Source organism: Flavobacterium cheongpyeongense (assembly GCF_003202435.1).
Lineage (GTDB): Bacteria > Bacteroidota > Bacteroidia > Flavobacteriales > Flavobacteriaceae > Flavobacterium > Flavobacterium cheongpyeongense.
In genome coordinates this window covers 331,230-357,757 of the sequence record NZ_QJHK01000001.1, presented here as the reverse complement: position 1 = coordinate 357,757, position 26,528 = coordinate 331,230, and the positions used below count along the sequence as shown (strand labels likewise).

At 32.6% G+C, this 26,528-nt stretch carries 23 protein-coding genes and 1 tRNA gene; 11 read left to right on the top strand and 13 right to left on the bottom strand.

Annotation, left to right across the window (positions count from 1 at the left end; all coding sequences use genetic code 11):
- Nucleotides 1–193 precede the first annotated feature (193 nt).
- Together DMB65_RS01550 and DMB65_RS01545 are read left to right on the top strand one after the other, a co-directional pair.
- Nucleotides 194–2,053 (top strand): ATP-binding protein, encoded by a 1,860-nt coding sequence (locus DMB65_RS01550; protein ID WP_110304910.1) that lies wholly within the window; start codon nucleotides 194–196, stop codon nucleotides 2,051–2,053.
- Nucleotides 2,054–2,055: 2 nt separating this feature from the next.
- Nucleotides 2,056–3,039, top strand: a complete 984-nt coding sequence (locus tag DMB65_RS01545) for an HNH endonuclease (protein WP_110304909.1) — start codon at nucleotides 2,056–2,058, stop codon at nucleotides 3,037–3,039.
- On the opposite strand, the gene DMB65_RS01540 is transcribed toward DMB65_RS01545, so the two are convergent.
- The 11 genes from DMB65_RS01540 to DMB65_RS01495 form a co-directional block, all read right to left on the bottom strand.
- The gene (locus DMB65_RS01540; protein WP_110304908.1) at nucleotides 3,036–3,845 is read right to left on the bottom strand and encodes a TatD family hydrolase; all 810 of its coding nucleotides are present in this window, start codon (nucleotides 3,843–3,845) and stop codon (nucleotides 3,036–3,038) included. The two genes, DMB65_RS01545 and DMB65_RS01540, sit on opposite strands and share 4 nt — an antisense overlap.
- 190 nt (nucleotides 3,846–4,035) lie before the next feature.
- Complete coding sequence (locus tag DMB65_RS01535; RefSeq protein ID WP_110304907.1) at nucleotides 4,036–4,935, bottom strand: phosphatase domain-containing protein; 900 nt, start codon at nucleotides 4,933–4,935, stop codon at nucleotides 4,036–4,038.
- 8 nt (nucleotides 4,936–4,943) lie between these two features.
- Nucleotides 4,944–6,128, bottom strand: coding sequence for a DNA ligase-like domain-containing protein (locus tag DMB65_RS01530; protein WP_110304906.1), 1,185 nt, complete (start codon nucleotides 6,126–6,128; stop codon nucleotides 4,944–4,946).
- A gap of 4 nt (nucleotides 6,129–6,132) precedes the next feature.
- Nucleotides 6,133–7,410 (bottom strand): methyltransferase domain-containing protein, encoded by a 1,278-nt coding sequence (locus tag DMB65_RS01525; protein WP_110304905.1) that lies wholly within the window; start codon nucleotides 7,408–7,410, stop codon nucleotides 6,133–6,135.
- Nucleotides 7,411–7,483: 73 nt separating this feature from the next.
- Nucleotides 7,484–8,500 (bottom strand): T4 RnlA family RNA ligase, encoded by a 1,017-nt coding sequence (locus tag DMB65_RS01520; RefSeq protein ID WP_110304904.1) that lies wholly within the window; start codon nucleotides 8,498–8,500, stop codon nucleotides 7,484–7,486.
- Nucleotides 8,501–8,561: 61 nt separating this feature from the next.
- Nucleotides 8,562–9,290, bottom strand: coding sequence for a hypothetical protein (locus DMB65_RS01515; RefSeq protein WP_110304903.1), 729 nt, complete (start codon nucleotides 9,288–9,290; stop codon nucleotides 8,562–8,564).
- Between the two features lie 21 nt (nucleotides 9,291–9,311).
- Complete coding sequence (locus DMB65_RS01510; RefSeq protein WP_110304902.1) at nucleotides 9,312–9,896, bottom strand: hypothetical protein; 585 nt, start codon at nucleotides 9,894–9,896, stop codon at nucleotides 9,312–9,314.
- A gap of 81 nt (nucleotides 9,897–9,977) precedes the next feature.
- Nucleotides 9,978–10,607 (bottom strand): AbiV family abortive infection protein, encoded by a 630-nt coding sequence (locus DMB65_RS01505; protein ID WP_110304901.1) that lies wholly within the window; start codon nucleotides 10,605–10,607, stop codon nucleotides 9,978–9,980.
- 87 nt (nucleotides 10,608–10,694) lie between these two features.
- Nucleotides 10,695–12,935 carry a hypothetical protein gene (locus DMB65_RS01500; RefSeq protein ID WP_110304900.1) on the bottom strand — a complete coding sequence of 747 codons (2,241 nt, stop codon included), beginning with the start codon at nucleotides 12,933–12,935 and terminating at the stop codon, nucleotides 10,695–10,697.
- Nucleotides 12,936–13,172: 237 nt separating this feature from the next.
- A tRNA-OTHER gene (locus DMB65_RS22040) sits at nucleotides 13,173–13,290 on the bottom strand.
- Between the two features lie 276 nt (nucleotides 13,291–13,566).
- A complete protein-coding gene (locus DMB65_RS01495; protein ID WP_110304899.1) occupies nucleotides 13,567–14,619 on the bottom strand; it encodes a hypothetical protein in 1,053 nt (350 codons plus the stop codon).
- A gap of 129 nt (nucleotides 14,620–14,748) precedes the next feature.
- Here DMB65_RS01495 and DMB65_RS01490 point away from each other — a divergent pair, with 129 nt between their 5' ends.
- The 7 genes from DMB65_RS01490 (at nucleotide 14,749) to DMB65_RS01460 (ending at nucleotide 23,342) form a co-directional block, all read left to right on the top strand.
- Complete coding sequence (locus DMB65_RS01490) at nucleotides 14,749–15,378, top strand: HD domain-containing protein (RefSeq protein ID WP_317048102.1); 630 nt, start codon at nucleotides 14,749–14,751, stop codon at nucleotides 15,376–15,378.
- A 272-nt stretch (nucleotides 15,379–15,650) separates the two neighbouring features.
- Nucleotides 15,651–16,700, top strand: coding sequence for a helix-turn-helix transcriptional regulator (locus DMB65_RS01485; RefSeq protein WP_110304897.1), 1,050 nt, complete (start codon nucleotides 15,651–15,653; stop codon nucleotides 16,698–16,700).
- Between the two features lie 200 nt (nucleotides 16,701–16,900).
- The gene (locus DMB65_RS01480; protein WP_110304896.1) at nucleotides 16,901–17,368 is read left to right on the top strand and encodes a MarR family winged helix-turn-helix transcriptional regulator; all 468 of its coding nucleotides are present in this window, start codon (nucleotides 16,901–16,903) and stop codon (nucleotides 17,366–17,368) included.
- Nucleotides 17,352–19,742: a 3-hydroxyacyl-CoA dehydrogenase/enoyl-CoA hydratase family protein gene (locus DMB65_RS01475; RefSeq protein ID WP_110304895.1), complete on the top strand. Its 2,391-nt coding sequence runs from the start codon at nucleotides 17,352–17,354 to the stop codon at nucleotides 19,740–19,742. Before DMB65_RS01480 ends, DMB65_RS01475 begins: the two co-directional genes overlap by 17 nt.
- Before the next feature lie 89 nt (nucleotides 19,743–19,831).
- A complete protein-coding gene (locus DMB65_RS01470; RefSeq protein ID WP_110304894.1) occupies nucleotides 19,832–21,013 on the top strand; it encodes a thiolase family protein in 1,182 nt (393 codons plus the stop codon).
- A gap of 126 nt (nucleotides 21,014–21,139) precedes the next feature.
- Nucleotides 21,140–21,505 carry a four helix bundle protein gene (locus tag DMB65_RS01465; protein ID WP_110304893.1) on the top strand — a complete coding sequence of 122 codons (366 nt, stop codon included), beginning with the start codon at nucleotides 21,140–21,142 and terminating at the stop codon, nucleotides 21,503–21,505.
- A 31-nt stretch (nucleotides 21,506–21,536) separates the two neighbouring features.
- The gene (locus tag DMB65_RS01460) at nucleotides 21,537–23,342 is read left to right on the top strand and encodes an acyl-CoA dehydrogenase family protein (protein ID WP_110304892.1); all 1,806 of its coding nucleotides are present in this window, start codon (nucleotides 21,537–21,539) and stop codon (nucleotides 23,340–23,342) included.
- A gap of 93 nt (nucleotides 23,343–23,435) precedes the next feature.
- Here DMB65_RS01460 and DMB65_RS01455 read toward each other — a convergent pair whose 3' ends face one another.
- Nucleotides 23,436–23,960, bottom strand: coding sequence for a DUF4251 domain-containing protein (locus DMB65_RS01455; protein WP_110304891.1), 525 nt, complete (start codon nucleotides 23,958–23,960; stop codon nucleotides 23,436–23,438).
- 33 nt (nucleotides 23,961–23,993) lie between these two features.
- Entirely contained in the window at nucleotides 23,994–24,434 is a 441-nt protein-coding gene (locus DMB65_RS01450; RefSeq protein WP_165834817.1) for an META domain-containing protein, read from the bottom strand.
- Nucleotides 24,435–24,645: 211 nt separating this feature from the next.
- On the opposite strand from DMB65_RS01450, the gene DMB65_RS01445 reads away from it, so the two are divergent.
- Nucleotides 24,646–25,173 carry a superoxide dismutase family protein gene (locus DMB65_RS01445; protein ID WP_110304890.1) on the top strand — a complete coding sequence of 176 codons (528 nt, stop codon included), beginning with the start codon at nucleotides 24,646–24,648 and terminating at the stop codon, nucleotides 25,171–25,173.
- A gap of 107 nt (nucleotides 25,174–25,280) precedes the next feature.
- Complete coding sequence (locus DMB65_RS01440) at nucleotides 25,281–26,483, top strand: LETM1-related biofilm-associated protein (RefSeq protein WP_110304889.1); 1,203 nt, start codon at nucleotides 25,281–25,283, stop codon at nucleotides 26,481–26,483.
- The last annotated feature ends 45 nt before the right edge of the window (nucleotides 26,484–26,528 follow it).

The window sequence follows — 26,528 nt, the reverse complement described above, 5'->3', positions numbered from 1 at the left end:
GAATTTTCTTTTTCTTTTATATAGAATAGAATTGGAAAAGCGCAAACTTTTTAAAAGGAGTTTGCGCTTTTTAGTTTTATTCAAATGTACAATGAAAAAAATTATTACTATTGGTATATTAATTCTTTAATTTACATAATACAAACCTTAATATATTGCTTAACTACAAATTGAAATAATACATATTTTGACTATGGAAATACTATTTTTATATATAGATGATTATAAAATCCTTAAAGAGGCAAACATAAATTTTGGAGGTGAATATCTATTCGAATATTCTAAGAAAACAAATAAATTATCGTATATAATTAATAAAAATTATATTGAAGGATTTTACAGTTTAGATGATAGTCAAGGAATAACAAATTATTCATATTTAGTTGGTAATAACGGAGCTGGAAAAAGTACAACTTTAGAATTTATAAAAGAAAATCTGGTTCAGGGCAGTAATCTTCGCAGTGAAGCAATCATCATCTATAAGATCAATAATGGTTTTAAAATAGAAACAACCTTTAGCATCAAAACTGATTTTAACTTTGCATCCCCAATAAAAAAACTAACCAAACCTAAATCTCAATTAGATTCAGGTTTCGATTTCGGTTATTCATTACGAGGTATTGAAAATTTAGATATAATTTTCTTTTCAAATATTTTTGATGGTAAAATTGAAGGAGGTCTAAAAGGTCTTCATAATATATCTACAAATTGTCTGATAATTGATGATTATAAGTTTTATGTTGAGCAAAAATTAATTAAACCAAATGAAAACCCCATAAACATTCATATCTCAGAAGAAGTATATCGGCAATTTAATTTTCTCACTTCTCAATTTAAAGAAGATTTTAATTTATTTAATATTTCTAAAGTACTCTATCTCAAAGTCTCTTTTAACACTGAAGCAACCCTTTTAGTAGAATTTTCCGATAAAAAATTATCTTCACAATACAATTTATGGAAAGATATCCTTTTAAATCATATAATTAATTTAAGATCAGAATTAAATGACTCCTTAAAATCTTATATCTGTTTTCTTATTCTGAATTTAATTAAAGAAATATTATCATATAATAATAGCAACATTGATATTAATATTCAAATTAAACATCGTTTTCCATATAGTTCAGAAGATGGATTTTCAGATATTCTAAATCGTATATTTCAAAATATTAATGAAGAAGCAAAAAAAACTGAGACCGTTTATCATTTAATTGAATCAGATATACAAAGGACATTTGATTTTATCGAATTCATTATTGTAAATAATGAAAAATTAATTAATAGAATTGGTAGCATTAATGATCCCTCATTTTATATATCAAGTGAGGAACAAATATTGATAAAAGAAATATTTAAACTATACAATAATTCAGTAAAAATAAATCCTCATAGTTTTTTCAATTTTAGCGGATTAAGTTCTGGTGAAAGGGCAATGTTAAATATTTTTTCTAGATTTTATAAAATTATAATGGATAATAATAAATACGGAAATTTATCCAATAATGTTCTTATTTTAATGGATGAACCTGACTTATATCTTCATCCATCATGGCATAAAAAGCTTAATTACTTCTTAATTAAATATCTGCCAAAATTATTTTTTAATACTAAAATTAATTCAAATAGAAATATACAGGTAATTATTACGTCCAATTCGCCAATTCCTCTGTCTGACATCACTTCTAATAATGTTAGTTTTTTTAAAATAAGAAATATAAACTCTGAAAATGAAATAAAAGAACTTGAAATTTCAAATTTTGAAACAAATAATACTCAAACATTTGCGGAAAATATTTATAGTTTATTTAAAGATTCTTTTTTTATCGATGATGGAATGTCAGGTAATTTTTCCACTCAGAAAATTACCGAATTAATTACTTTTTTAGAAAAGGATCAAGAAAAATCTTCATTTTGGGAAAAAAATGCCCTTAGATTGATAAACATGATTGGTGAACCAATCGTTAGGAATAGTTTAAGAGAATTATATTTTAAAAAATTTCAAAACCAAATTGACGATGAAATTAAACGATTAATGAAATTAAAATCTACATAAAAATGGTTCAAATAAATGAAAAGATACTAATCGCTAATATTGTAAAGTTTGATAAAGAAATAACCATATTAAACAAAAAGCTTTACAGTAAACTTATTAATTTTAGAAAAAACCATTCACACAAATTAGATATTCAACAAACAAATTATTTAAACAAATTAATTAGAATCTTAAAAAATGAAAACTTCATTAAACTAAATAAAAAGAGTATTAAGAACTATAAAACAGCTATTGGAAAAGTTCCTACTGGCATTTTTTTTTACAAAAAGAAAAATAAAGATTTTAAGGAGGTTATCAAAACAATTTTTAATTATTCTGATTTAAGAAATGAATTTTTACCTTCATTTTTTTATTCATTAAATATAAAAGCTTGTGTCTACTGCAATGCTAATTATACTACTGCAATTGAAAAAGAAAAAAATGTATTTGAAGCTAGATTTCAATTTGATCATGTCCTTCCTAGTTCAGAATACCCTCATTTTTCAGTGTCACTAATTAATCTTGTTCCTGCTTGTTTCAAATGCAATCATAATAAATCTGATCGTCCAATAAAATTTGATTTTTATTGTGAAACTCTTCCAAAAAATGAATATACTTTTAATTTAGATAAATCAAGTGTAATTAATTTTTTTAATAGTTTCAACAACAATGATTTAAAAATTATTTTCAACGATCCATATAGAATAACGCACAAAAAAACTTCTATTGATAACAACTTTCATATAAATAAAATTTATAATGAACATAAAGATATTGCTGAAGAAATCATAATTAAGTCTTACATATACAATAATTCATATTTGGACGATTTAAAAAAATTTTACGCAGAAAAATTACCTCATAGCAAAGTACCTTTTGAAAGATTAATTTCTGGAAATTATATGACTGAAAATGATATTCTACTAAGACCTATGGCAAAATTTACGCAAGATCTATATAAAGAGATTAAGCTTTTAAAGAATGATATTAACAAAATAATAGATTAGACATTCTTAAATCCAAAAAAGCTTTTAGCATTCCTCGTCGTTTCCTCCGCCACTTTATCCAAAGTAATTCCTTTAAACTGCGCAATTGTTCCGGCAACATAGGGAAGAAATGCAGGTTCACACCTTCGTTCTTGGTATTTTTTTAAAAGGCTGTTTGGGACATTTTTCGGGAGCATAAACGGCGCATCGGTTTCAATCATCATTCGGTCCAGCGGAACGTACTGAATTACTTCTTTTAAATGCTCAAAACGTTTACTGTCTGAAATCGCTCCAGTAAAACCCAAATAGAATCCGTTGTCGAGATACGTTTTGGCTTCCTGTAAAGTTCCGGTAAAACAATGTACCACAGCTTGGGGCAGTTTTGGCAGATACTCGTTTGTAATACTCATAAAGCGGCTAAAAGCGGCTCTTTCGTGCAAAAACAAAGGTTTCTGAACTTCAATTGCCAGTTCTAATTGGGCTTTGTAGCATTCTTCCTGCTTGTTTCGGGGCGAAAAATCGCGGTCAAAATCGAGCCCGCATTCGCCTACTGAAACTACGTGTTTTTGTTTTAATAAATTCCGCAGTTTTGAAATGCTTTGTGCATCAAAACGCTGCGCATCATGCGGATGGATTCCGGCTGTCGCATATAAAACGCCCGGATACTGCCTGGCAATTTTTGATGATTCTTCGCTGTTTCTTACGCTTGTTCCGGTAAGGATCATTTTGGTTACGTCAGCATCGATTGCGTCTTGTACGATATCGTCTGTATCGTTTTGGAATTGTTTATTCGTTAAATTAATTCCGATATCTATGTATGTATTCATTTTTTACTTTTAAGATTTTGTAGAAGAAAGAAGCAAGAGACAAGACTTTACAATCTTTTTTTCTTACTCTTCTATCTTTCTTTTTTTATACTTTTTATTTTAGAGAAAAGAGCAAAGACCTACACTTACTCTAAAGTCTATTTTCTTTACTCTATTCTCTTGCTTCTTGTTTCTTGCTTCTTGCTTCTCGTTAAAAATCCCCGTAATACACCTGGAAGCAAGGTAATTTCAGATCGTTTCGCCATGTGTCAACTACCTGATTTCTATCATCCAAAACAAATTCTACAAAATATTTGTCTTTTATAAGCTCGTTATAGATTTCAGTTTTGATGATGGAATCTTTTCGGCTGTCTTTGGTTTTTCGCATAATCAGATTGTTGTATTCTATTTCGTGTTTTTGAAGAAATCGTAATGTTGGTTCTTTGTATCGGTCTTCTCTTCCGGAAACTAGGAGAATTTCATAACCGAGTTTCTTGTAATTTCTCAAAACATTCGCTACTGGATTATTGATTTCGTCTTCGTCACATTTGCTCGCATCAAAAGGGTTTCGTCCGTTCATTAAAGCAAGCGTTCCGTCAAGATCACAAATTATGGCTTTTGGCAGATTGGAGTTTTGCTCGCAGTATTCCAAATTTTTATTTACTTTTCTAATGGGTTTAAAATCAAATTTTTCTTTTGTCTTTTGCAATTGATGGTACATGCTTTCAATTACCTTTTTTGGTACTTTTCGGTCTCTTTTTTCATTTCGGATAAAAAGTTCTTCCAATGGTAAATCAAAAACTTTGAATTCAATATTGGCCATTTCAGAAAAATCATTTATTGGTTGTTTGATATATTCTGACTTTACATTACAAGTATCCAAAATCACATTCCAACCATTTGCGAGCAGCGTTTTAATCTGTCCGTTTATGATTTTAGAAATCATACTTTCTGAGGCCTGATCCAAAGTTTCCTGAAATTGCGAAAACCTGATTTCATCACGACTGATTCGCATGGTTTTGGCTTCAGTTCTCACTTTCCATTCGGCAAACGTACTTTTTCCTGATGCCGGGCAGCCGACTAATATCGTTAATGTAGGTATCTTTTTCATTTTGTGTTTTATAATCTTGGATCTAATGTTTTTTCTATTTCTTCGTTATTGATTCGCTTTAAAAGCAATAAACGCATTAAATAATTTTCGTCTCCTAAATCTTTGTACGGAATCTGAAGCATCTTCTGATTGATTTCCCAGCCGTTTATGGATTGTTCCAGTTTCTTTTTTATGTTTCTCTTATCAATATAATGATCAAAATCCTGATGGAAATTCACGCCGTAAATCATCGTCAGGTAGTTGTTATTTCTAACTTTAAAACAAGGAGGAAGATTTTTTATATAATTCTGAACTGGTTTTATCATGATTCCTTCTTCATTGTCATTGGTTAGTTTTTCGAAGAAAGAATAAATCTCTTTTAGCTTTTGTTCTTTATTAGAAGCTGTAATTTCTAAATGCAGAAAAGCATCATCGTTTACCAGTTCATACGTTAAATTGCTATTTGGCAATGTTTCATCTCCAGAAGCTGTAACTATCTTTAGGATTGTAAAAGGTTTGAAATGTATTTCGCCTTCATTTCCAAAAGTATCAATCTGATTTTTGAATACCGTTAAAGACTCTTGCTGTTTATCTAAATCCGGAATTTTTACTGCCTGTACAGCTTCATACTGACGAACAATATGCGTTTTGTATGTACTCCCAAATTCTTTTCTGGTCAATTGCTTTTTATCCAAAACATAAGTTGTAAACGATTCCTCATTTTTTACCGAAACCAATTTCTCAAGCAATCCCGAAGCTTTCAAATACTCATTATACGTTTTTAAAGCTTCATAATATCCTGCAAATTCTTTTTCGATTAATCCCGCTCCTAAAATTTTCCATGGCAATACTTCGGATGCAATTAATATTGTTTCGAAATCAGGGAAAGTACTTACCATTTTAGTATGCAGCTCTTTCAAACTATCAATAGCTTTTTCAACATCGATATGATCCATTTTAAAACCGTTTCTGGAAACAAAATAGGTTTCTTCGAGATTTCTTTTTAAGTAAATAGTGCAATAAGAACCCATGTATTTTTTTTGAACCACGAATTCGTTCACATTTTTATCTAAATAATAGTTTATGGCTTCTTCAATGCTTTCTATTTCATTTTTTGACTTGTTTTTTGGAGCTGGAGAAATAGTTGGCGAAAAGTCATTTATTTTATTTTTACAAAACCAATCGATTCTGTTTCTTACTTTATAGTCTAGCATTTTTTTACTTTTTTTGAATGATTACTGCACTTGTTGGGTAAACTCCTTTTACATAATCTCCTACTCCGTAAAAAGTTTTGGGATTTGGAAAAATTTCATTAATCAACGTTACAAACTCTGCGTTTGATAATTCAAAATCGTGATCATCGTGCCTGAATTCTTCTGTTAGTTCATAATTTACATTGAAATCCTTATCCGGTGTTGTTACGAATAAGTTTGTAAACTTTGTATTGTCACGAATCCAGATTAATATTTTTTTTGCTTCTTGGAAAGAATTGTGTTCAATAACTTCACTCAAAATAATTTGACCTTGAAAATCTTTAAGCTCTTCTAATTTTTCAACCCAAACCAAATGATCTGCTCTTTCATTAGCCTGAATTTTATCCGCAACATGTTTAAAATCTACCTCATCGTAAGCATAATATTCCTGTGCAAATCCTCTTTTATTTAATAATTTGAAATATTGTAATTCTCCACAGCCGAAATCCAGAACAGTTTCATCAAAATTGATTTTACTGCAAATAAATTCTTTTCTGGATTGATGCGTATCTGTAAAAACAAATTGTACTTCGTTGTCAAAATAAGCTTCTAATTGTGGTTTGAATTTTTCAAACTGTACTGGCGAACGCATGATTCGTTTGATAAAAAGATAAAATACAAAATACGGAATACCCGAAATATTAGTCAGCATTGTGATATGCTTTTGAATAAAATAATCATCAATAAACGTGTAAACAGCGTATCTGTTGGTAAAATGGGTAAACAATGCAATTAGCGAAAATTTCTGAATTGCTTCCCTTACCGTTGCTCCTTCAATCGTTAATTCATAGTTATTCCCAATCTTATGTTTGATTGTTATTCCGTCAATATATTTCGACAAAAGATATTTTTCGTTTTTATACCAGCCGGAATCTATAAAGAACGTAGGAACTTCAATTGTTGCTTTTTCTGTGTCAATTTGACTATACGTTTTTTCAAGCCATAGAATAAACGTTTCATTTAGACTGTTTTTTTCTTTGTACAAATGATTGAAAAATTCCGTTCCCATATTCAGTGCCAATAATGGACTGCAATAACTTTGAAAATCGATTTGATTTCCTTCTTCGGGTAAATAACTGTGTTTACCATCTAAAAACACACAATGATATTCACTAGCAGAGATCACATTTCCTATAATAATTCCGTCTTTTAATTCTTTCAAATACAGACCTTGATCTGTATTGGGGTTTTTATATAGAATATCTAAAAAGTATTTATTTTCTGATTTAAGTTTTATAATCATGACATTTATTTTTGTTTGACAAATATAGTTTTGTCACTGCGCAATTATTTTGCGTAGTATTTGTTTTTTTTGATTATTTGTCTTTATGTGCAAATGGTTTTTCGAAATTTGGTTTGATTTTTTTCCAAATTATTTCTTTGTAATCTCTATCGTGAAGCATCGAAAACAGTACGCTCGGATGCTTACAAGTTTGAAAATACAATGCTGTTTCTTTTATGGTCTCATAAATTCGATATTCTTGCTTGCATTGGTATTCAATTGCTTTGAATTGATTTTCCAAATCGGCTTTGGTTTCTTTTACCCATTCAAAAAATTCATCGGGCACGCGTTCTAGAATTTCTTCCATAGATTGATTGGTTCTAAGATATTCCCAAATGTTTTTGTTGGAAACCTGTGTTACAATTCGATGCAGACGCAAATATTCGTCGAACTTAACTTTTACCCGAAAATTATCTGCGTATTTAATTACAAAGCCTTCTTTGTTTTCCTGGTTTAGTGCTGATAAAGTTCTGATATCTTTTATTCCGTCAAACATCAGAACTATTGGAAAACCAATATCTTCCAGCGGAAATTCTGCTCCGGACTGCGTATCGATAACAGCCAGTAAAACTAATTCTTCGGCTAATCCGTAATTTAAAACAATTCGGTTTTCAGGATAAATAATTTCAAACAAATAAGTCTTATTTTTATCCAAAAGCGGCCAGGAATTAATGTATTTTCCATGGAGCATTTCATTTGCTTTATCCGACTGATCGCTGGCAAACGAGCCCCGGCTCGCCATAAATGGAACATCATTTATCCAGTACAAAATGCCAAGCGAACCGTCCATTTTATCAAACACTTCAAAAGTTGTATTAGGAAGCATTTGATTTTCTATTTCACCCAAATTAAAAAACTTAGGAAAAGGTCTGGCTACAACATTAAAATTTTTATCTAAAATTAGACCTCGGCAGCTCAACGTTATTTCGTTCCAGACTCTCTCAAATTGGGCATTTTGAGTGTAATTATAAATATACAAATCATGTTCAGGGTGTTTGTTTACCCGCACATAATTTTGCGAAATCATTTCTTTTAAAAGTGCTGTATTCATGTGTTCTAATCTTTAAAACAAAGATTCAAAATTAAGTGCGCAATAATTCTGCGTAATTATATTATATTTTATTTTCATCTTCATATTTATACTCTGCCTTTTTTTTCATTTCAAAGCTTCTGTTTCTGAGTATAATGATAAAATTGAAAAGCCATTGCTGCAAGTTTTCAAAATCAGTATTTTCTTCTCTAAAAAGATATTTTCGCAAATCAGGAAACTCAAGTGCAATCTCGTTTTTTGTATAAAGTTCTTTTCCGTCATGAAGCGAAATCGCCTGTCCTAATTGAAATGCAATTGATTTTATGCTATCCAGGTTGTTTTTATCTTTTCCGAAAGAATCAATATGTTTTAAATCTATTTTTTCTAATGCCTGAATCTTTTCTTCCAAATCGCCTTTTAAAGCGTTTTTGATTAACAACCGATATGCTGTTTTACTTAAAAAAGACAAAATCATTCGGGTGCTTCTCAAAAACTTCAAATCGATATCTCTAACCAAAATTTTTGTTATTTGATTATCAAATTTCTGACTATGATTTTGATAGGTGTAGAATAATGCATTATTCAATTCGTCTGTTGTGCCTTTGTAAACCTGGATTAAATGACCATTTTTTTGAACGGCAAGATTGGCATTGATTTGCTTTTCGGGGTAAAATGATGTTATCGGTTCACTGAGTTTTTTGGATAATGAGAGTTTTTCCAAAATCGTTTCCGGCATTTCTTCAATAAAGAAAACCAAATCGAGATCGAGAGAATTTTCAGAACCGAATATTTGATGGATTGGTGGTTTCATTTTTTAATTTTTAAATAAATTTCACTTCAACTTAAATCGATCACCATTTTCTTGTTGCCGTAATAAAATTTCATGAATTCTATTAATCTCTTCTATAATTGGTTCTATTTGATATTCTACATTGAACATTTTAAAAATATGCTTATCATAAAAATATGCTCTAAAAAATGTTCTATTATTATCTACATAAGTTATTGGTCCCACGTATTTCGGCATTACTATTCCAATTGTAAACTCTTTTAAAAAATCATCTAATCTTTCATCAAAATGTTCCATAAGATTTCGCATATCTCTATTTTTTAAAACACTTGAATCATTAACATGATAAACTTCACGTAGCTTTTCCCCTCTAATCTTATAATCCACCATATTCTTATTCTTCGGATTATTCGGAGGCCAAAAAAATCGAGAAATACCTCCTACACTAAGAATTATGTTTTGAAGCAAATCTAAAATCACATCATCGTTCTGACAATCATAATATTCACTTTCGAAAATTTTATTTAATAATTCAACATCATTAAAAATTGAACGTGTTTTAGTTAATAAAGCTTGAATATAAAAAGCTTCATTAAAAGGATGGATTTCAAATTCTGAATTTCTCATGTTTATTAATTTATTTTTCAAAGATTCAAACTCTACTACGCAGTTATTTTGCGTAGTTTAAAATTATACAAAAATCAATGATCATTTTGAATCAAATTTTGAATTTAAAAGTTCTTCTATCTTTTTTTGGGTTTCAATAGATGCTTCTTCTTCATTCAAAAGATCTCGAGTTTTGAAAAGAATATCGTAATTATCAATACCAAGTTTTATAAATGGTTTTCCAACTTGCAATCGAAATTTGGCATGTTTAGAAATCTTATCTAACATATCCTTAGTAATAATTTCAGATGGTGTGCAAAATTCTCCATCCTTGTAAGAAGTGTAGAGACTATAATTTTTATAATCATTCGAAATAATAACATCATCTCTTTGAAATATAAATTCTTCAATCATTTTTTTAGAATAGCGACTTTTCTCAATTTGCAAAGCAAACATAAAATCAATACCCTGAGAAGTTTTAGTTTTAACTGTATGATTTCTAAAATCTTTAAAAAACCTTTTTGTCTCTTCAGCATCTTCTATATTACCATTTAAAACAAATTGAAATGTTAAAAATGCCTTTCCTATTTCTTCAATAGAAAGTTGAAAAAGTGTATAAGCTCGAGCCTTCTTATTATGTTTTGCTAGAATTTCAGCATCTTCAATTAATTCTTCTGCGTTATTAAAAGCTTTGTCAATAGCTTGAAAATATTTTTCTTTAACAAGTTTCATAAATATTTGATTTTAATTAAAAAAATGCCCTTCTTCATTAATAAACTTAAAACCACGAAATCAATTGAATGAATCCGTGGTTTAAATTTAATCTATTAATAATTGTGTCACAACCGCCGGATTCATCGCCCATTGCGCTGTATACACCTCATCAGCCATTTCATTTTCGGTAATCGTTAAGCCTTGAGCTTCCGCTTTTAGCTGTAACAAATTACCAATATTCAATTTGCTGTTCAATTTTGCCAATAGTGCCTGAACTCCTTTGAAATCCAAACCTCCAACAACCTGACCCCCGAAAGTCATCTCTAACCAAACGATTTCTCTTTTGGCTACATCCAACACTCCAAAAACCAAACCTTTGGCAACATTCTGCGTCACACGAACCTGATGATCGACACACGACGGATCGTACGCTACACCTGTTCGCTCCGAAATTTTCATCGGGTGTTTGCTGTTCATCCAACCTACAACCAAATTTGGCGTAATACTTCCGTTGCTGTATGCATTGCAGGTAAAAGTTACAAATTTTGCGTTGGCTTTCGCCAATTGGTCAATATTGATGTTGATATATTCAGCTGTTCCAATTTTATTCGGAATACTTCTGATATCACCACTATGCTGACATCCCGTTGTTGTCAATCGGCTGAAAGAACAAATATCTGAACTGTTTTCGTAAGCGATATGGCAGCTTAAATCCATATCCAGATGCTGAGCCGGCAAATCTTTACCCCATTGCATAAACAATCGCACTTCGTTACCTTCAACCGGAAAACGTGTTCCCATTAAAGCAACCGGCAAATCCTGAATGGTTTCGCTTCGATCTCCAATAGAAACCGGCATATTAAACAATTGCGGATCAATATAGATCGTTTTGTTTGAATTTGAAACCGATGCAAATCGTTTTTTCATTGCCAAAATAGTCAGGTTTTCAATTTGAGTTTTCATTGTATCCAACTGAGCACCATCATATAACTTCAACAACTGATTTGACGTAATTCTTTTGTTTGTTCCGCCCAAAGGTTTCACACTTCTCTGGATGTTTACATCAAAGTAATTCTGCGCATACATGTTTAATGTAAACACCAGTCTTGCCGGAACTTTATCGATGATTTCTTCAAAATGAACGATGGTTTCATCGGCTCCAAACCAAAGCATATTCGAAAATAACGACCGTGCAAACAAACCCGGACGCTGCTTCAATAAAGCAAATGTCTTATCGGCATCAAATTTCAATCTTGACGAATTCACTTTACTTTGCCAAACATCATACACCTGGTTGTAGAATACATCCATTAAAAAATTCAATTTCTCAAATCCTTTTCTTTTGCTGTATTCTGCCAAACGAAGCGCACGGATAAAACGAACCCACATTCCTCTTTTTGGATGCATAATTTCGCACATTGCTTCCACTTCCATATCCAAATTATTCAACCAATTGGCAACCATCAAACATTCTTTTCTTGAATATTTAAGCTTTAAGTCATTTTTAGATACGATTTTGGCGTGCGCACTTGTATCCATAAACTCATAAAAATGAGAATGGTTTTTCAATGCTCTTTTAAAAATCGTTTTTGGCTCAATTATTTGCAATAAACCTGTGTTTTTAAACCATAAATATCTTAAAATATCTGTTGGCGATTTAAAGTACTGAGACGCTTTTTCGGCCTGACCTTCTTCAATTAAAATATCGATTACCAACATCAAAGTTTCCTTCATTTCGATATCAACTTTTGGCAAAGGCAAATGTTTTAAAGCTATTTTTAAACTATCAACCTGAGTTGCGTCTAAAGCTGTTTTTGATTGTAATAATGAAATATAAAAATCCTGTAATTCTTTCTCACTCCATAATTCAAGGACTTTTAATTTGCTTCCTTGTCCGATATTTTCCAGTTTTCCAAATTCAAATGGAGTTCCGCAGAACGGGCAACCGTTATATCTTGCTAACGGAAAAGTATTATCCGGGATAATATGTCCGCATTGTAAAGTTGTTCCGTTTTTGACACCTAAAACATTCCAGAAATAAGTTAGAATATGATCCAAAACAGATTCTCCTGTTGGAATATTCCATTCTTTTATCAAAGGTGTCCAGTTTTTATCGGTTCCTAAAACTTCTCTTAGAACTTCTAAAACCTCGATTTTATAATTTGGGCTGACATTATTTAAAGCATGTAATAATGATTCGGAAAATGTAAATCCAAGTTTGGAAACATTGGCTACTAAAACCGATGTTGTTCCAGATAAATTTTTGTTATCATTCACAATCATTTCTGTTGGAATGAAAATTGCGTTTTGACGCAAACTGATTTTTAATAATTCTCTTGTTTTCATTTTTTTTAATTTTTAAAATTTAGATAATGGTGCTTCTGAGTTCTACCTAAAAGAGTGTTTGAAGTAAGAAGCACTTGACCTGAAATTTGAGTGTAATGGATTAACTTAACAAAATATCGGATTGGTAGAAGTAAGTTAATCTTGACCCTCTTTTTTTATTAATAATGATTTAAAACTTGCCGTACCCGAACCAGAAAAACCAATTTCCTGAAGTAAGTTTTAATTGACCATTACTAGTGGAGCAGACGGGATTCGAACCCGCGACCCGGACATTAGAAGTGTACGAAGTAAGTTTTGATTGACCTTTGAAGGATAATTTCAAAACTACCTGCTCTAACCGCTGAGCTACTGCCTCATAATAATTGAATAAAAAGGTAATGGTGTAAGTATGTACGTGGAAAGTGTTTTCGAAGTAACTCAAATTTGACCTGTTTTATTCTTTATTTTATTTCTATGAACGTTTGTTTTATTTCCTGAACAAAGATTTTAAAAGTACTACGCAGTTATTTTGCGCAGTAAAATAAATTATTTTAAAAAACAAAAAAAGCGTTCGGTCTGAACGCTTTTAAAACATTAAATTCAATCTAAAATTGACTAATATGCACTAAATCAACTTTATTGTATTTCGATATTATTTTACCAAAACCGCATTTACTTTGTTATTGGGAAATTTGTATTTAGCAATAAAATCTAAATTGTTAAGGTTTGATTCCCAAATTTTACCTTCATCGTTCATTCCTTTTTCATCTAATCCGGATCCCGCAGTATAAATTTTATTGTTTTTGATAATGATAGATTTAGGATTAGCTCCATTAATTTCCTTAACAAGAGTTCCGTTTTTCCAAATTTTACCAACAAAGTCATATTGATGTGTGTCGATATGACAACCTACGACATATACATCTGTGTTGTGGACAAATAAAGCATTGGCTTGTGAAAAGTCGTTTTCATCAGACAATGTAGCAGGACTATTATTTTTCCAAAGTATAGCCTTAGATTTAAATGAATTTCTTAAATATCCGGTAACATAAATGGCATTCGCATCCACATAAATATCTGTCGCTATACTCTCCAAATCATCTTGCTCTGAAGTTAAAACAGTTTCAACGCCATTTTTCCATACAATTGCTGTTTTTTTATCATCGATTATTTTGTAACCCGTTGCATATACATCATTGTTATACACATAAATAGCATTGGCTTCTGAAGTTTTATCACTTAGGCGAATGGCTTGTCCGTTTTTCCAGATCGTTGCGATTGAGGAATTCAAGGTTCCAATAAATTCATTTCCGGATATATAAACATTTCCCTCGTTTACAGTCAGATCTGTTGCTTCTACCGTATGGTTTCCGTCTGTTAAACTTTCACCGGTATTATTTTTCCATATTTTTAGTATAGCGTTGCCATTATTCAAAGATTCAGTTCCAACAATATAAGTGTCATTGTTATAGAAAGTAACAGCATTAGCCACAGATGACGATGCTGTGTTTGATAGAATAGTTGGTACGCCATCTATCCAAACCGAAGCAAGCTGGGTAAAATTATTGTCTTTATTTTTTCCGTAAGTACTGCCAACCGCATAGTATTTTCCGCCGCTTATCTGATTGTCATCAGCAGAATCATCTGAATTAGAACAAGAAATAATCGATTGGGTAAGTATCAAAAATGCAATTATTTTTTTCATGTTTTTTTTTGTAGGTTAATTAACACGCAATAATACAAGTTTTTTCTACTATTAAAATCATCATATTTAATGATTTATAAGATAATCTTTTACGCAATTGTTTTACGCAGTTAAAAAAGAATCTTATTTTTGAGAAAAAACATCATGAACCTCAAACAAAAATATTCTGAACTGCTTTTGAATATTGGTTTTAATGAAAAAGAGATTCAGCAAAACTGGCTTGATTTGGAAAAAGCATATTCAAAAAAATCAAGGCATTATCATAATCTGACGCATCTAAAAGAAATGATCGATGCTTATGAAACGTATTTTGATCAACTTCAGTTTCCGAACGAAATATTATTATGCATTTTTTATCATGATTATGTTTATCTAAGTTCAAAAAAAGATAATGAACTAAAAAGTGCTGAATATGCTTTAGCCATTTTACCTGAAAATGCGAAACTTGATAGGCAATTGGTTTTTGAAGCTATTTGTGCGACACAACTCCATCAGCATAATGAGATAGAAGATATCAACTGGTTAATCGATTTTGATTTGAAAATCCTGTCAAAAGAGTGGGAAGATTATAAAATCTATTTTGAGCAAATACGAAAAGAATACCGCATTTATCCTGATTTTTTATACAAACCCGGACGCGCAAAGGCTTTGAAACATTTTCTGGAGAATGAATTTATTTTTCAAACTGAGGAATTTCGGAGTTTGTATGAAGAGAAAGCGAGAAGAAATATTGAAAAAGAGATAAAGTTATTAAGCTAAAGAATTGAATCTCGCTAAGACGGTAAGACGCAAAGTTTTTATTTAAAGTATTAATTAAACGCACAGTTTGTCATTTCGACATAAGGAGAAATCTTCGCGAGAAGTTCTACAAAGATTGGCTTCTCGGTGTGGAGTTACTTGTGGAGATTTCTCCTTTGTCGAAATGACATAAAATGAGGAAAATCCTTTTAATCCTTTATCCCGATAGCTATCGGGAGTGGCAAAAAAAACTTTGTGCCTTCGCGACTTTGCGAGCAAAACCACACACAACCATGTCACAAAACAAAAATGCCTTAATACGATACAAAACGATCGACAAATGTCTGCAGAATAAATACCGGCAATGGACACTCGAAGATTTAATAGAAGAATGTTCTGAAGCTTTATCAGAATATGAAGGCCGTCAGAACCCAATAAGTAAACGAACCATTCAGATGGATATTCAATTGATGCGAAGTGAAAAACTGGGTTATAATGCGCCAATTGTAGTTTACGATAAAAAGTATTATAAATATGAAGATGAAGATTTTACGATAACCGATATTCCGCTGACAGAAACCGATATGAATGTTTTGACTGAAACGGTTTCGATGTTAAAGCAGTTTAAGGATTTCTCTTTATTTAATGATGTGTCCGATATTTTACAACGATTAGAGGATAAAATCTATGCAGAAAAATCGCACACCAAGCCGGTTATTTATCTGGATAAAAATGAAAAACTCAAAGGCCTTCATTATTTAGACGAAATTTATCAGGCGATTATCAAAAAAATGGTTTTGATCATTACTTATAAATCATTTAAGTCAAGAGAGGAAACCAAGTTTCATTTTCATCCTTTTATTTTGAAGGAATTTAATAACCGCTGGTTTTTAGTCGGAAAGAAAAAAAAATCGCAACCTATTACGAATTTGGCTTTGGACCGTATTATTTCGATTGATTATGATTTCAATTTGCCTTATCTGGAAGAAGATTTTGATGCCGATTTGTTTTATAAAAACATCATTGGCGTTACGGTAAACTCGGGTTTGCAACCCAGACGAATCGAACTTTGGATTGATGCTGAAAATGCGCCTTATGTTTTGACAAAACCACTGCATCATACGCAAAGACTGATTCAGGAAAATGAGGACAAAAGTATCATTGTTCATTTGTTAATTGCCCCTAATTATGAAATGGAACGCCTTTTATTGGGTTTTGGCTGCGGAATTGAAATCCTTCGTCCGGAGGGTCTGCGAAACCGAATGAAAAAAACACTTGAAAAGGCTCTTGAAAAATATAAAAATGATACCGAACAAAACACTGTTGCGGAAAAGGAAATTTAAGACCTTTTTTTTGCCTGAACAATAATTTTAAATAGCTTAATTTGATTAAAACTTAAAAAAGATTTGGTATATTTCAATCTAAAAAATGCATTTAATATGCTCCGGTTCAGAAAAATTTTCCTCACAAACAAAAATTTATCAAAAAATTATATGCACGCATAGTATTTTTTGATTATATTTGAAATCGATATAGTTATTTTATGAAAGATAAAACAATAGATTATATTTTAAGAGCAACCTGGCAGGCTGTTTCTCGAATGTACAATGAAGAAGCTGCAAAATATGATGCCACCATGGCAACCGGATTTGCGCTTTTAAGTATTGACAAAGAAGAAGGAACACCCTCTACTGCTTTAGGCCCAAGAATGGGAATGGAAGCCACGAGCCTTACCAGAACATTAAAATCAATGGAAGATAAAGGTCTGATCATCCGTAAGAAAAATCCAAGTGACGGACGCGGGGTTTTAATCTACCTGACCGAACACGGAAAAGAAAAAAGAGAGTTATCTAAAAATACCGTCCTGAAATTTAATGAAACCGTTAGAAAACATGTTTCAGAAGAAAAGCTTCAGCATTTTATCGAAGTTTCTGAAATCATAAATGAATTAATTCAGGATAAAAACATATTTAATCAAACAGAAAAAATAGAAAATGAAACGCACAATTAAGAAAGTTGCTGTAATTGGATCTGGAATTATGGGTTCAGGGATAGCTTGTCATTTTGCCAATATTGGTGTTGAAGTTTTACTGCTGGACATCGTTCCTCGCGAACTGACTGAAGCTGAAGCTAAAAAAGGATTAACACTTGAAAATAAAGCCGTTCGCAACCGTGTGGTAAACGAACATTTGGCGAATTCATTAAAATCAAAACCCTCTCCTATTTACAGTCAGAAATTTGCTAGCCGGATCACGACTGGAAATACGACTGATGATATGGCGAAAATTGCCAATGTTGACTGGATTATTGAGGTTGTGGTTGAACGTTTGGATATCAAGAAATTAGTATTCGAACAAATTGAGAAATTCCGTAAACCGGGAACCTTGGTTACATCTAACACCTCCGGTATTCCAATTCATTTTATGAGTGAAGGAAGAAGCGAAGATTTTCAACAGCACTTCTGCGGCACACACTTTTTTAATCCTGCGCGTTACTTAAAATTATTTGAAATTATTCCTGGCCCAAAGACTTCAACTGAAGTATTGGATTTCTTAAACGAATACGGATCTAAATTTTTAGGAAAAACGTCGGTTGTTGCAAAAGATACTCCGGCATTTATTGGAAACAGAATTGGTATTTACGGAATCCAGAGTTTATTTCATTTGGTTAAAGAAATGGGATTAACAATTGAAGAAGTGGATAAATTGACTGGTCCGGTTATTGGTCGTCCAAAATCGGCTACTTTCCGTACGGTTGACGTTGTTGGTTTAGATACTTTGGTACATGTTGCCAATGGTATTTATGAAAACTGCCCGACAGACGAACAACACGAATTGTTTAAACTTCCTGATTTCATCACAAAAATGATGGAAAATAATTGGTTAGGAAGCAAAACCGGACAAGGTTTTTATAAAAAAGTAGATAAAGACATTCTTTCTTTAGACTTAGATACATTAGAATACCGTGCTGCTAAAAAAGCAAATTTTGCTACACTTGAACTAACAAAAACTATCGATAAACCAATCAATCGTTTTAAAGTTTTAGTAAAAGGAAAAGACAAAGCGGGAGAATTCTACCGTAAGAGTTTCTCTGGAATGTTTGCTTATGTATCCAACAGAATTCCTGAAATCTCAGACGAATTATACAAAATTGATGATGCGATGAAAGCCGGTTTTGGATGGGAAAATGGTCCATTCGAAATTTGGGACGCTATTGGCGTTGCCAACGGAATCGAAATCATGAAAGCAGAAGGTTTAGAGCCAGCTGCGTGGGTTACTGAAATGTTAGCTTCCGGAAGTGAGAGTTTCTACACCGTAAAAGAAGGTGCTACGTATTTCTATGATATCCCTTCAAAATCACAAACTAAAGTGGCAGGTCAGGATTCCTTTATTATTCTGAACAACATCCGCGAAAGTAAAAAAGTTTGGAGCAATAGCGGTGCAATCATTCAGGATTTAGGAGACGGAATTTTGAACTTAGAATTCCAATCTAAAATGAATACAATTGGTGGCGATGTACTTCAGGCTATCAATAAAGCAATCGACTTATCTGAAAAAGAATATCAAGGTTTAGTTATTGGTAACCAGGCAGCCAATTTCTCTGTTGGGGCTAATATCGGAATGATTTTCATGATGGCAGTTGAGCAGGAATATGACGAATTGAATATGGCAATCAAATTGTTCCAGGACACTATGATGCGTGTTCGCTACTCTTCAATTCCAGTTGTGGTTGCACCTCACGGAATGACTTTTGGTGGTGGATGCGAAATGAGCTTACATGCTGATAAAGTAGTTGCTGCTGCAGAAACCTACATGGGATTAGTTGAATTTGGTGTTGGTGTTATTCCTGGTGGTGGTGGCTCTAAAGAATTAACTTTAAGAGCTTCCGATTTATTCCGCAAAAACGATGTGGAATTAAATGTTCTTCAGGAGTATTTCCTGACTATCGCAATGGCAAAAGTATCTACTTCCGGTTACGAAGCTTTTGATACAGGACTTCTTCAGCATGGTAAAGATGTTATCGTAGTGAACAAAGATCGTCAGATTGCTGAAGCTAAAAAACATGCTTTGTTAATGGCAGAAGCTGGTTATACACAACCGATCAGAAGAACTGATGTTAAGGTTCTAGGTAAACAAGCTCTTGGAATGTTCTTAGTTGGAACAGATCAGATGGAAGCTGGAAAATACATTTCTGAACACGATAAAAAAATCGCTAATAAACTGGCTTACGTAATGGCCGGAGGTGATTTATCTGAAGCGACTTTAGTTTCTGAACAATATTTATTAGATATCGAACGTGAAGCTTTCTTGAGTTTATGTACAGAAAGAAAGACTTTAGAGAGAATTCAGTATATGTTAACTAAAGGAAAACCACTTCGTAATTAGAGAATAGATGCAAGAAACAAGAAGCAAGACTTTAGAAATATCTTGCCTCTTGCCTCTTTCTTCTAATCAATCTTAAAAAACAAAAACAAATGAAAACAGCATATATAGTTAAAGCATATAGAACCGCAGTTGGAAAAGCACCAAAAGGGGTTTTTAGATTTAAAAGACCTGATGAATTAGCAGCAGAAACTATCCAATTTATGATGGATGAACTGCCTGATTTTGACAAAAAACGTATCGATGACGTGATGGTAGGAAACGCCATGCCGGAAGCAGAACAAGGACTAAACGTTGGACGTTTGATCTCATTAATGGGATTAAAAATAGAAGATGTTCCAGGAGTTACTGTAAATCGTTATTGCGCATCCGGATTAGAAACTATCGGAATGGCTACTGCTAAAATCCAATCGGGAATGGCAGATTGTATTATTGCCGGTGGTGCAGAAAGTATGAGTTTTATTCCGATGGGAGGTTACAAACCTACTCCGGATTACAAAGTTGCTGCTGCAGGTCACGAAGATTATTATTGGGGAATGGGTTTAACTGCTGAAGCGGTTGCCAAACAATATAATGTTTCAAGAGAAGATCAGGATGAGTTTGCTTATAACTCTCATATGAAAGCTTTGAAAGCGCAGGCTGAAGGTAAATTCGACAAACAAATCGTTCCGATTACGGTTGAACAGACTTTCATCAATGAAAATGGAAAAAAAGAAACTAAGTCATATGTAGTAAAACAAGATGAAGGGCCAAGAGCCGGAACATCTATCGCAGCTTTATCTGGTTTAAAACCCGTTTTTGCTGCCGACGGAAGTGTTACAGCAGGTAACTCATCACAAATGAGTGATGGAGCTGCTTTTGTTTTAATCATGAGTGAGGACATGGTTAAAGAATTAAACCTAGAACCAATTGCCAGATTAGTAAACTTTGCTTCATCTGGTGTTGAGCCAAGAATTATGGGTATCGGCCCAGTAAAAGCAATTCCGAAAGCATTAAAACAAGCTGGTCTAGAATTGAAAGACATTGACCTGGTTGAATTAAACGAGGCTTTTGCTTCCCAGTCTCTGGCTGTAATTCGTGAGCTAGGTTTAAATCCTGATATCGTAAACGTAAACGGTGGTGCCATCGCTTTAGGTCATCCTCTGGGATGTACAGGTGCTAAACTTTCTGTTCAGTTATTCGACGAAATGAAACGCAGAGGTAGCAAATACGGAATCGTGAGTATGTGTGTGGGAACTGGACAAGGTTCTGCTGGGGTTTACGAGGTGTTGTAGTCTTTTAAGAGGAAAGAAGCAAGAAACAAGACTTTATTTTGGAATGAAAATATTCTGAAAGCATGTTTTTGAAAGTAGTAAAAAACTTACTTTTAATTTTTCTTTCTTATCTTGCCTCAAAAAAACATGAGACATAATTTTAAGAATTTGAAAATTTGGATTTTAGCGATGAGTATTACAAATGATATTTATAAACTGACCTTAACTTTTCCAAAATTCGAGATCTATAGTTTGGTAAGTCAGATGAATAGATGCTCTGTTTCAATGCCATCAAATATTGCCGAAGGCTCAAACAGAGGAAATAAACATTTTCAACATTATTTGAATATTAGTTTAGGATCTTCATTTGAATTACAAACTCAATTATTGATAGCGTTTCAGAACGACTATTTATCAAAAGAAAAAACAGAAGAAATAGAAAACAAAATAATTGAATTTCAAAAGATGACCACTGGTTTCATAAGTAAGTTAGACAAAAATCTTTCTTCTTGATTCTTTCATCTTTTATTTAAACAAAAACAAAATGGCAGATACAATCGAAAAAAACGTAACCCGTGGTGGTCAGTTTTTAGTTAAGGAAACAAAGTGCGAAGATATCTTTACACCAGAAGATTTTTCGGAAGAGCAATTAATGATGCGTGACTCTGTAAAGGAATTTGTAGACAAAGAAATTTGGCCTAACAAAAATCGTTTTGAGAAAAAAGATTACGCATTTACAGAAGAAAGCATGCGTAAAGCTGGTGAACTGGGACTTTTAGGGGTTGCGGTTCCTGAAGAATACGGCGGATTAGGAATGGGATTCGTTTCTACCATGTTGGTCTGCGATTACATTTCGGGAGCAACGGGATCTTTCTCAACTGCTTTTGGTGCACATACAGGTATTGGAACTATGCCAATTACCCTTTATGGAACTGAAGAACAAAAGAAAAAATACGTTCCGAAATTGGCTTCAGGAGAATGGTTTGGCGCTTATTGCTTAACGGAACCAGGTGCAGGATCTGATGCTAACTCAGGAAAAACAAAAGCTGTTTTATCTGAAGATGGAACACATTATAAAATTACAGGCCAAAAAATGTGGATTTCGAATGCAGGTTTTTGCAGCGTTTTCATCGTTTTTGCCCGTATTGGAGATGATAAAAACATTACCGGTTTCATCGTAGAAAACGATCCGTCAAACGGAATTTCTATGAATGAAGAAGAGCATAAATTAGGGATTCGTGCCTCTTCTACCCGCCAGGTTTTCTTTAACGAAACAAAAGTTCCTGTTGAAAACATGTTGTCTGAAAGAGGAAACGGTTTTAAAATCGCAATGAATGCCTTAAACGTTGGTCGTATTAAATTGGCTGCTGCTTGTTTAGATGCTCAAAGAAGAGTTACCTCGGGGGCGGTTAAATACGCTAACGAAAGAATTCAGTTCAATACATCTATTGCAACTTTTGGCGCTATCCGTTCTAAATTGGCTGAAATGGCAACTAGCGCTTACGCCGGAGAAAGTGCTTCTTATCGTGCAGCAAAAAATATTGAAGACAGAATTGCTGCCCGTGAAGCTGAAGGAACTTCTCATCAGGAAGCAGAATTAAAAGGTGTTGAAGAATACGCTATCGAATGTTCTATTTTGAAAGTTGCCGTTTCTGAGGATGTTCAGAACTGTGCTGATGAAGGAATCCAGATTTTTGGAGGAATGGGATTCTCTGAGGATACTCCAATGGAAAGTGCCTGGAGAGATGCCCGTATCGCCCGTATTTATGAAGGAACCAACGAAATCAACAGAATGCTTTCTGTAGGGATGTTAATCAAAAAAGCAATGAAAGGACATGTTGATTTACTTGGACCAGCAATGAAAGTTCAGGAAGAATTAATGGGAATTCCATCTTTCGACACTCCTGATTTCTCTGAATTATTTGCAGAAGAAAAAGGAATCGTTGCCAACCTGAAAAAAGTATTCTTAATGGTTGCCGGAAGTGCTGTTCAAAAATACGGAGCAGATTTAGATGCTCACCAGCAATTATTAATGGCAGCTTCTGATATCTTAATCGAAATCTACATGGCGGAAAGTACCATTTTAAGAACGGAGAAATTAGCAAAATCTCAAGGTGAAGATAACGTTCAGGAGCAGATAGCCATGGCCAAATTATATTTATACAAAGCTGTAGATATTGTAAACTCAAAAGGAAAAGAAGGAATTGCCTCTTTCTCTGAAGGCGACGAACAACGTATGATGTTAATGGGATTAAAACGTTTTACAAAATATACTAACCTGCCAAACGTTGTGGCACTGAGAGAAAAAATCGCAGAAAAATTAGTAGCAGAAAATTCATATTGCTTCTAATTCAAAATAGTTTTTTAGCTTTTAATTTGTTAATCCGCATTTGTTTTAGGACAAATGCGGATTTTATAAAAAATGACATTGGTCTCAATATTGTTATTCTTTAACCTTTTCGGTATCTTGCTTTTTAATTTCCCCATCATAAGAAACCGGCGACCTGTTATTACTATTCACTAAAAGAGAAGCATTTCCGTTAGAAAAAATAGTAAAGAAGAGATTGTAAATATCATTATTGCCTTTTACAACTGCTTTTATATTATATGATTTGTTCTTTTTTACAATCTTAATATCTTCAGGAGTACCTTCGAATTTTATGCCACCATCTCCACTCCCATACGGAACACTAAATCCCCGTCCAAAAAAAGGCAAATCACAGATAGTCCTGGTTTCATTGAATTTCAAAAAATAAGTATTGTAATCCAAATTTAAAAGCCTGCCTCCCTGAGGTATAACTCTTTGTGCATCAAAAACAAAATTTTTAGAATTGATCATTACTTCGATCTCTTTTTGTTTTTGGGACTCTCTTTCTGCTTTAAGTTCTTTCTTAGATTTTTCCTGTGCTGATGATGGAATACTAAAAGAAAACAACAACACTAATAAGATCAATAGTTTAGTTTTCATAAATTATCTATTTAATAGTTCAAGAAAAGAGTTCTATTTTTTTGTGAATCGCATCCTTGCAGTATCACCTGAAATAAGATTTAAAGTTTTTCCGCCATCAGTAATGGTATAAGATGTTACACTTTCCAGCGTACTCATATAAACCTGTTCTCCCTGACCATCACCATCCAGGCACATCATTTTAGTTGCTGCCATAGGTTGCGTAAAATCAATTTTGTTTTCGGTTACGTTAGATTTCCCAGTATAAAAATTACAGCTGTTATTGCCCGAAACCAAATTTTCTTTAGTATTGAAATTTATCGTGGGTTTTTTATTTGGATACAAACCATCAAATGCGATTTGTGATCCGGTTATATCAGTAAGTTCCCAATTCCCTTCGAGTTTAGAAACAGCATCTTTCTTTTTGCATTTAAACACATTACAGGAAATTATTAAAAAGCTAAACAAAGCCAAAGTACATAGAATCTTTATCACAGTATTAAAATTTTAAAAATCAATGAATTACAAAAAAGTTAACATTTTATGATTAAAAAGATTTCACGAATTTAAAGAATATTTTTGAGTTCCTTTTCCAGAGAGAATTAAATTAAAGAGAATTGTTTTAGTTTTTTTTAACTTAAAGCTTTAAAAGATATCCTTTGTTTTATGCTAAATTTACTTCATCTTTAATTTTAAAGTCTCCTATATGAAAAAAATAATTGTTTCTTTCGCAATAATTACTGCCTTAATAATTGGCTGTAAAACTAGTACAAAATCAAATGATGTAAAAACATTAACCATAACTTTAGAACCCAAAAGCAATAGTACCGTTACAGGAACTGCAACTTTTACTGAAAAAAATGGAAAAGTAACTTTTACAGCAAAATTGGCCGGTTTACAGCCTGGAGTTCATGCCATTCACATCCATGAAAAATCAGATTGTACTGCTGCAGACGGAAGTTCAGCAGGCGGGCACTGGAACCCAACTTTTAAAAAACATGGTAAATGGGGAGTTGGGGAATATCACAGAGGCGATATCGGTAACTTTACAGCAAACGCAAATGGAAATGGAACTATATCAATGACGACTGATGAATGGGCTATTGGCGGTGACGATGAAACTAAAAATATTCTAGGCAAAGGATTAATTGTTCATCAGGGAGCTGATGATTTTACCTCTCAGCCAGCAGGAAATGCAGGTGCCAGAGTTGCCTGTTCCGGGATCATTAAATAATAAAAACCTAATAACCACTATTTTTTATCAATCTAGTGGTTATTTCATTTAAAAATTAATCTTAACAGAAGAAAAAGATATAGCTTTGCATCTTCAAATTAAAGTTAATGATTAACCCATCTGCACCCGGCTGGATAGATAAGTTTTTTAGTGAACAAAAATTCTCAGAAGCTATTCCTTTTGAGACTGCAGATTCCTTTTATTATAAAGTCAGGGAAACCGGTTTTATTTATGGCCATATCATTTCAATTGATTCTCAAATTCCAATTCAGATAAAAGGCTGGTTTAAGACTGAAATTTCAAAAATAGCCTTATTAAATACATTGTATCATGTTTTTTGTCTGGAAAAAAGAAATTCTGAACCTGATAACTTTATTTCTGAAGTTTTAAAATTTTATAAGGAAATGAATCCGGAAGGGTTTAATTTGTTTAAAATTTTACTTCCAAAAGACACGCCTTCACTTTCGTTAGAAACTATAATAGATCAGAGAGTGCAGACCAATGACAGTATCATTAGTAAAAATTTCTCTCATCTCGTAACTAATGCCTTGTTGTTTATCGATGTACTCGCCTTTAGACAATACCTGGAACATGGTGAAATCCCGGAAAAATATCTGAAACGAATTGAAGAAACTGTTCTAGGTATTGTAGGTTTGGCTTTAAAAACTAAGACCGTAAAATCTCATCATGACGACTTGCTTATTAAACTTTTTGAAGCTTCAATACGCTATTCTAAATTTTCTAAGGTAACAGTTGAAACTTTAGAAACTTTGCAACTGAATCACTTTAACAATACATTAGAGCATTATTATTTAATTGACATGGCAGGAATGGCTTTGTGGAGTGATGGCGTAGTAGAAAATGAAGAGGCTTATTTTTTGTATTCACTAGGGGCTATGATGAATGTTTCGGATGAATTTGTAACGAACAGTATTAAAACAACGAATACTTTTATAACAACTCATAAAAATAAAATTCCGTATTTCAATTATTCAAATCCGGTAAAGCATTTTTATGATCAGATGACACATACAGTTGTAAAATTGATTATAAGAAACAAAAACAGATTAGTTAAGGAAATTGTTCAAAGCAAAGAATTAATGGTTCTTCTTGCTTATTCTACCACAAGGGATTTAGATGCAAGCGAAAAGAAAAAAGTAAAAAAACAGCTTTTGGATATTTGCAAAACAATTCCGTCGCTGACCATATTTTTACTTCCCGGTGGAAGTTTATTGCTGCCTATTTTGATAAAATTTATCCCTACGATGCTGCCATCTGCTTTTAATGAAAACCTGGAAGAAAACGAATAAAAAAATCGCCCTTTTTAGGCGATTTTTATGTTTGACTTATACTTT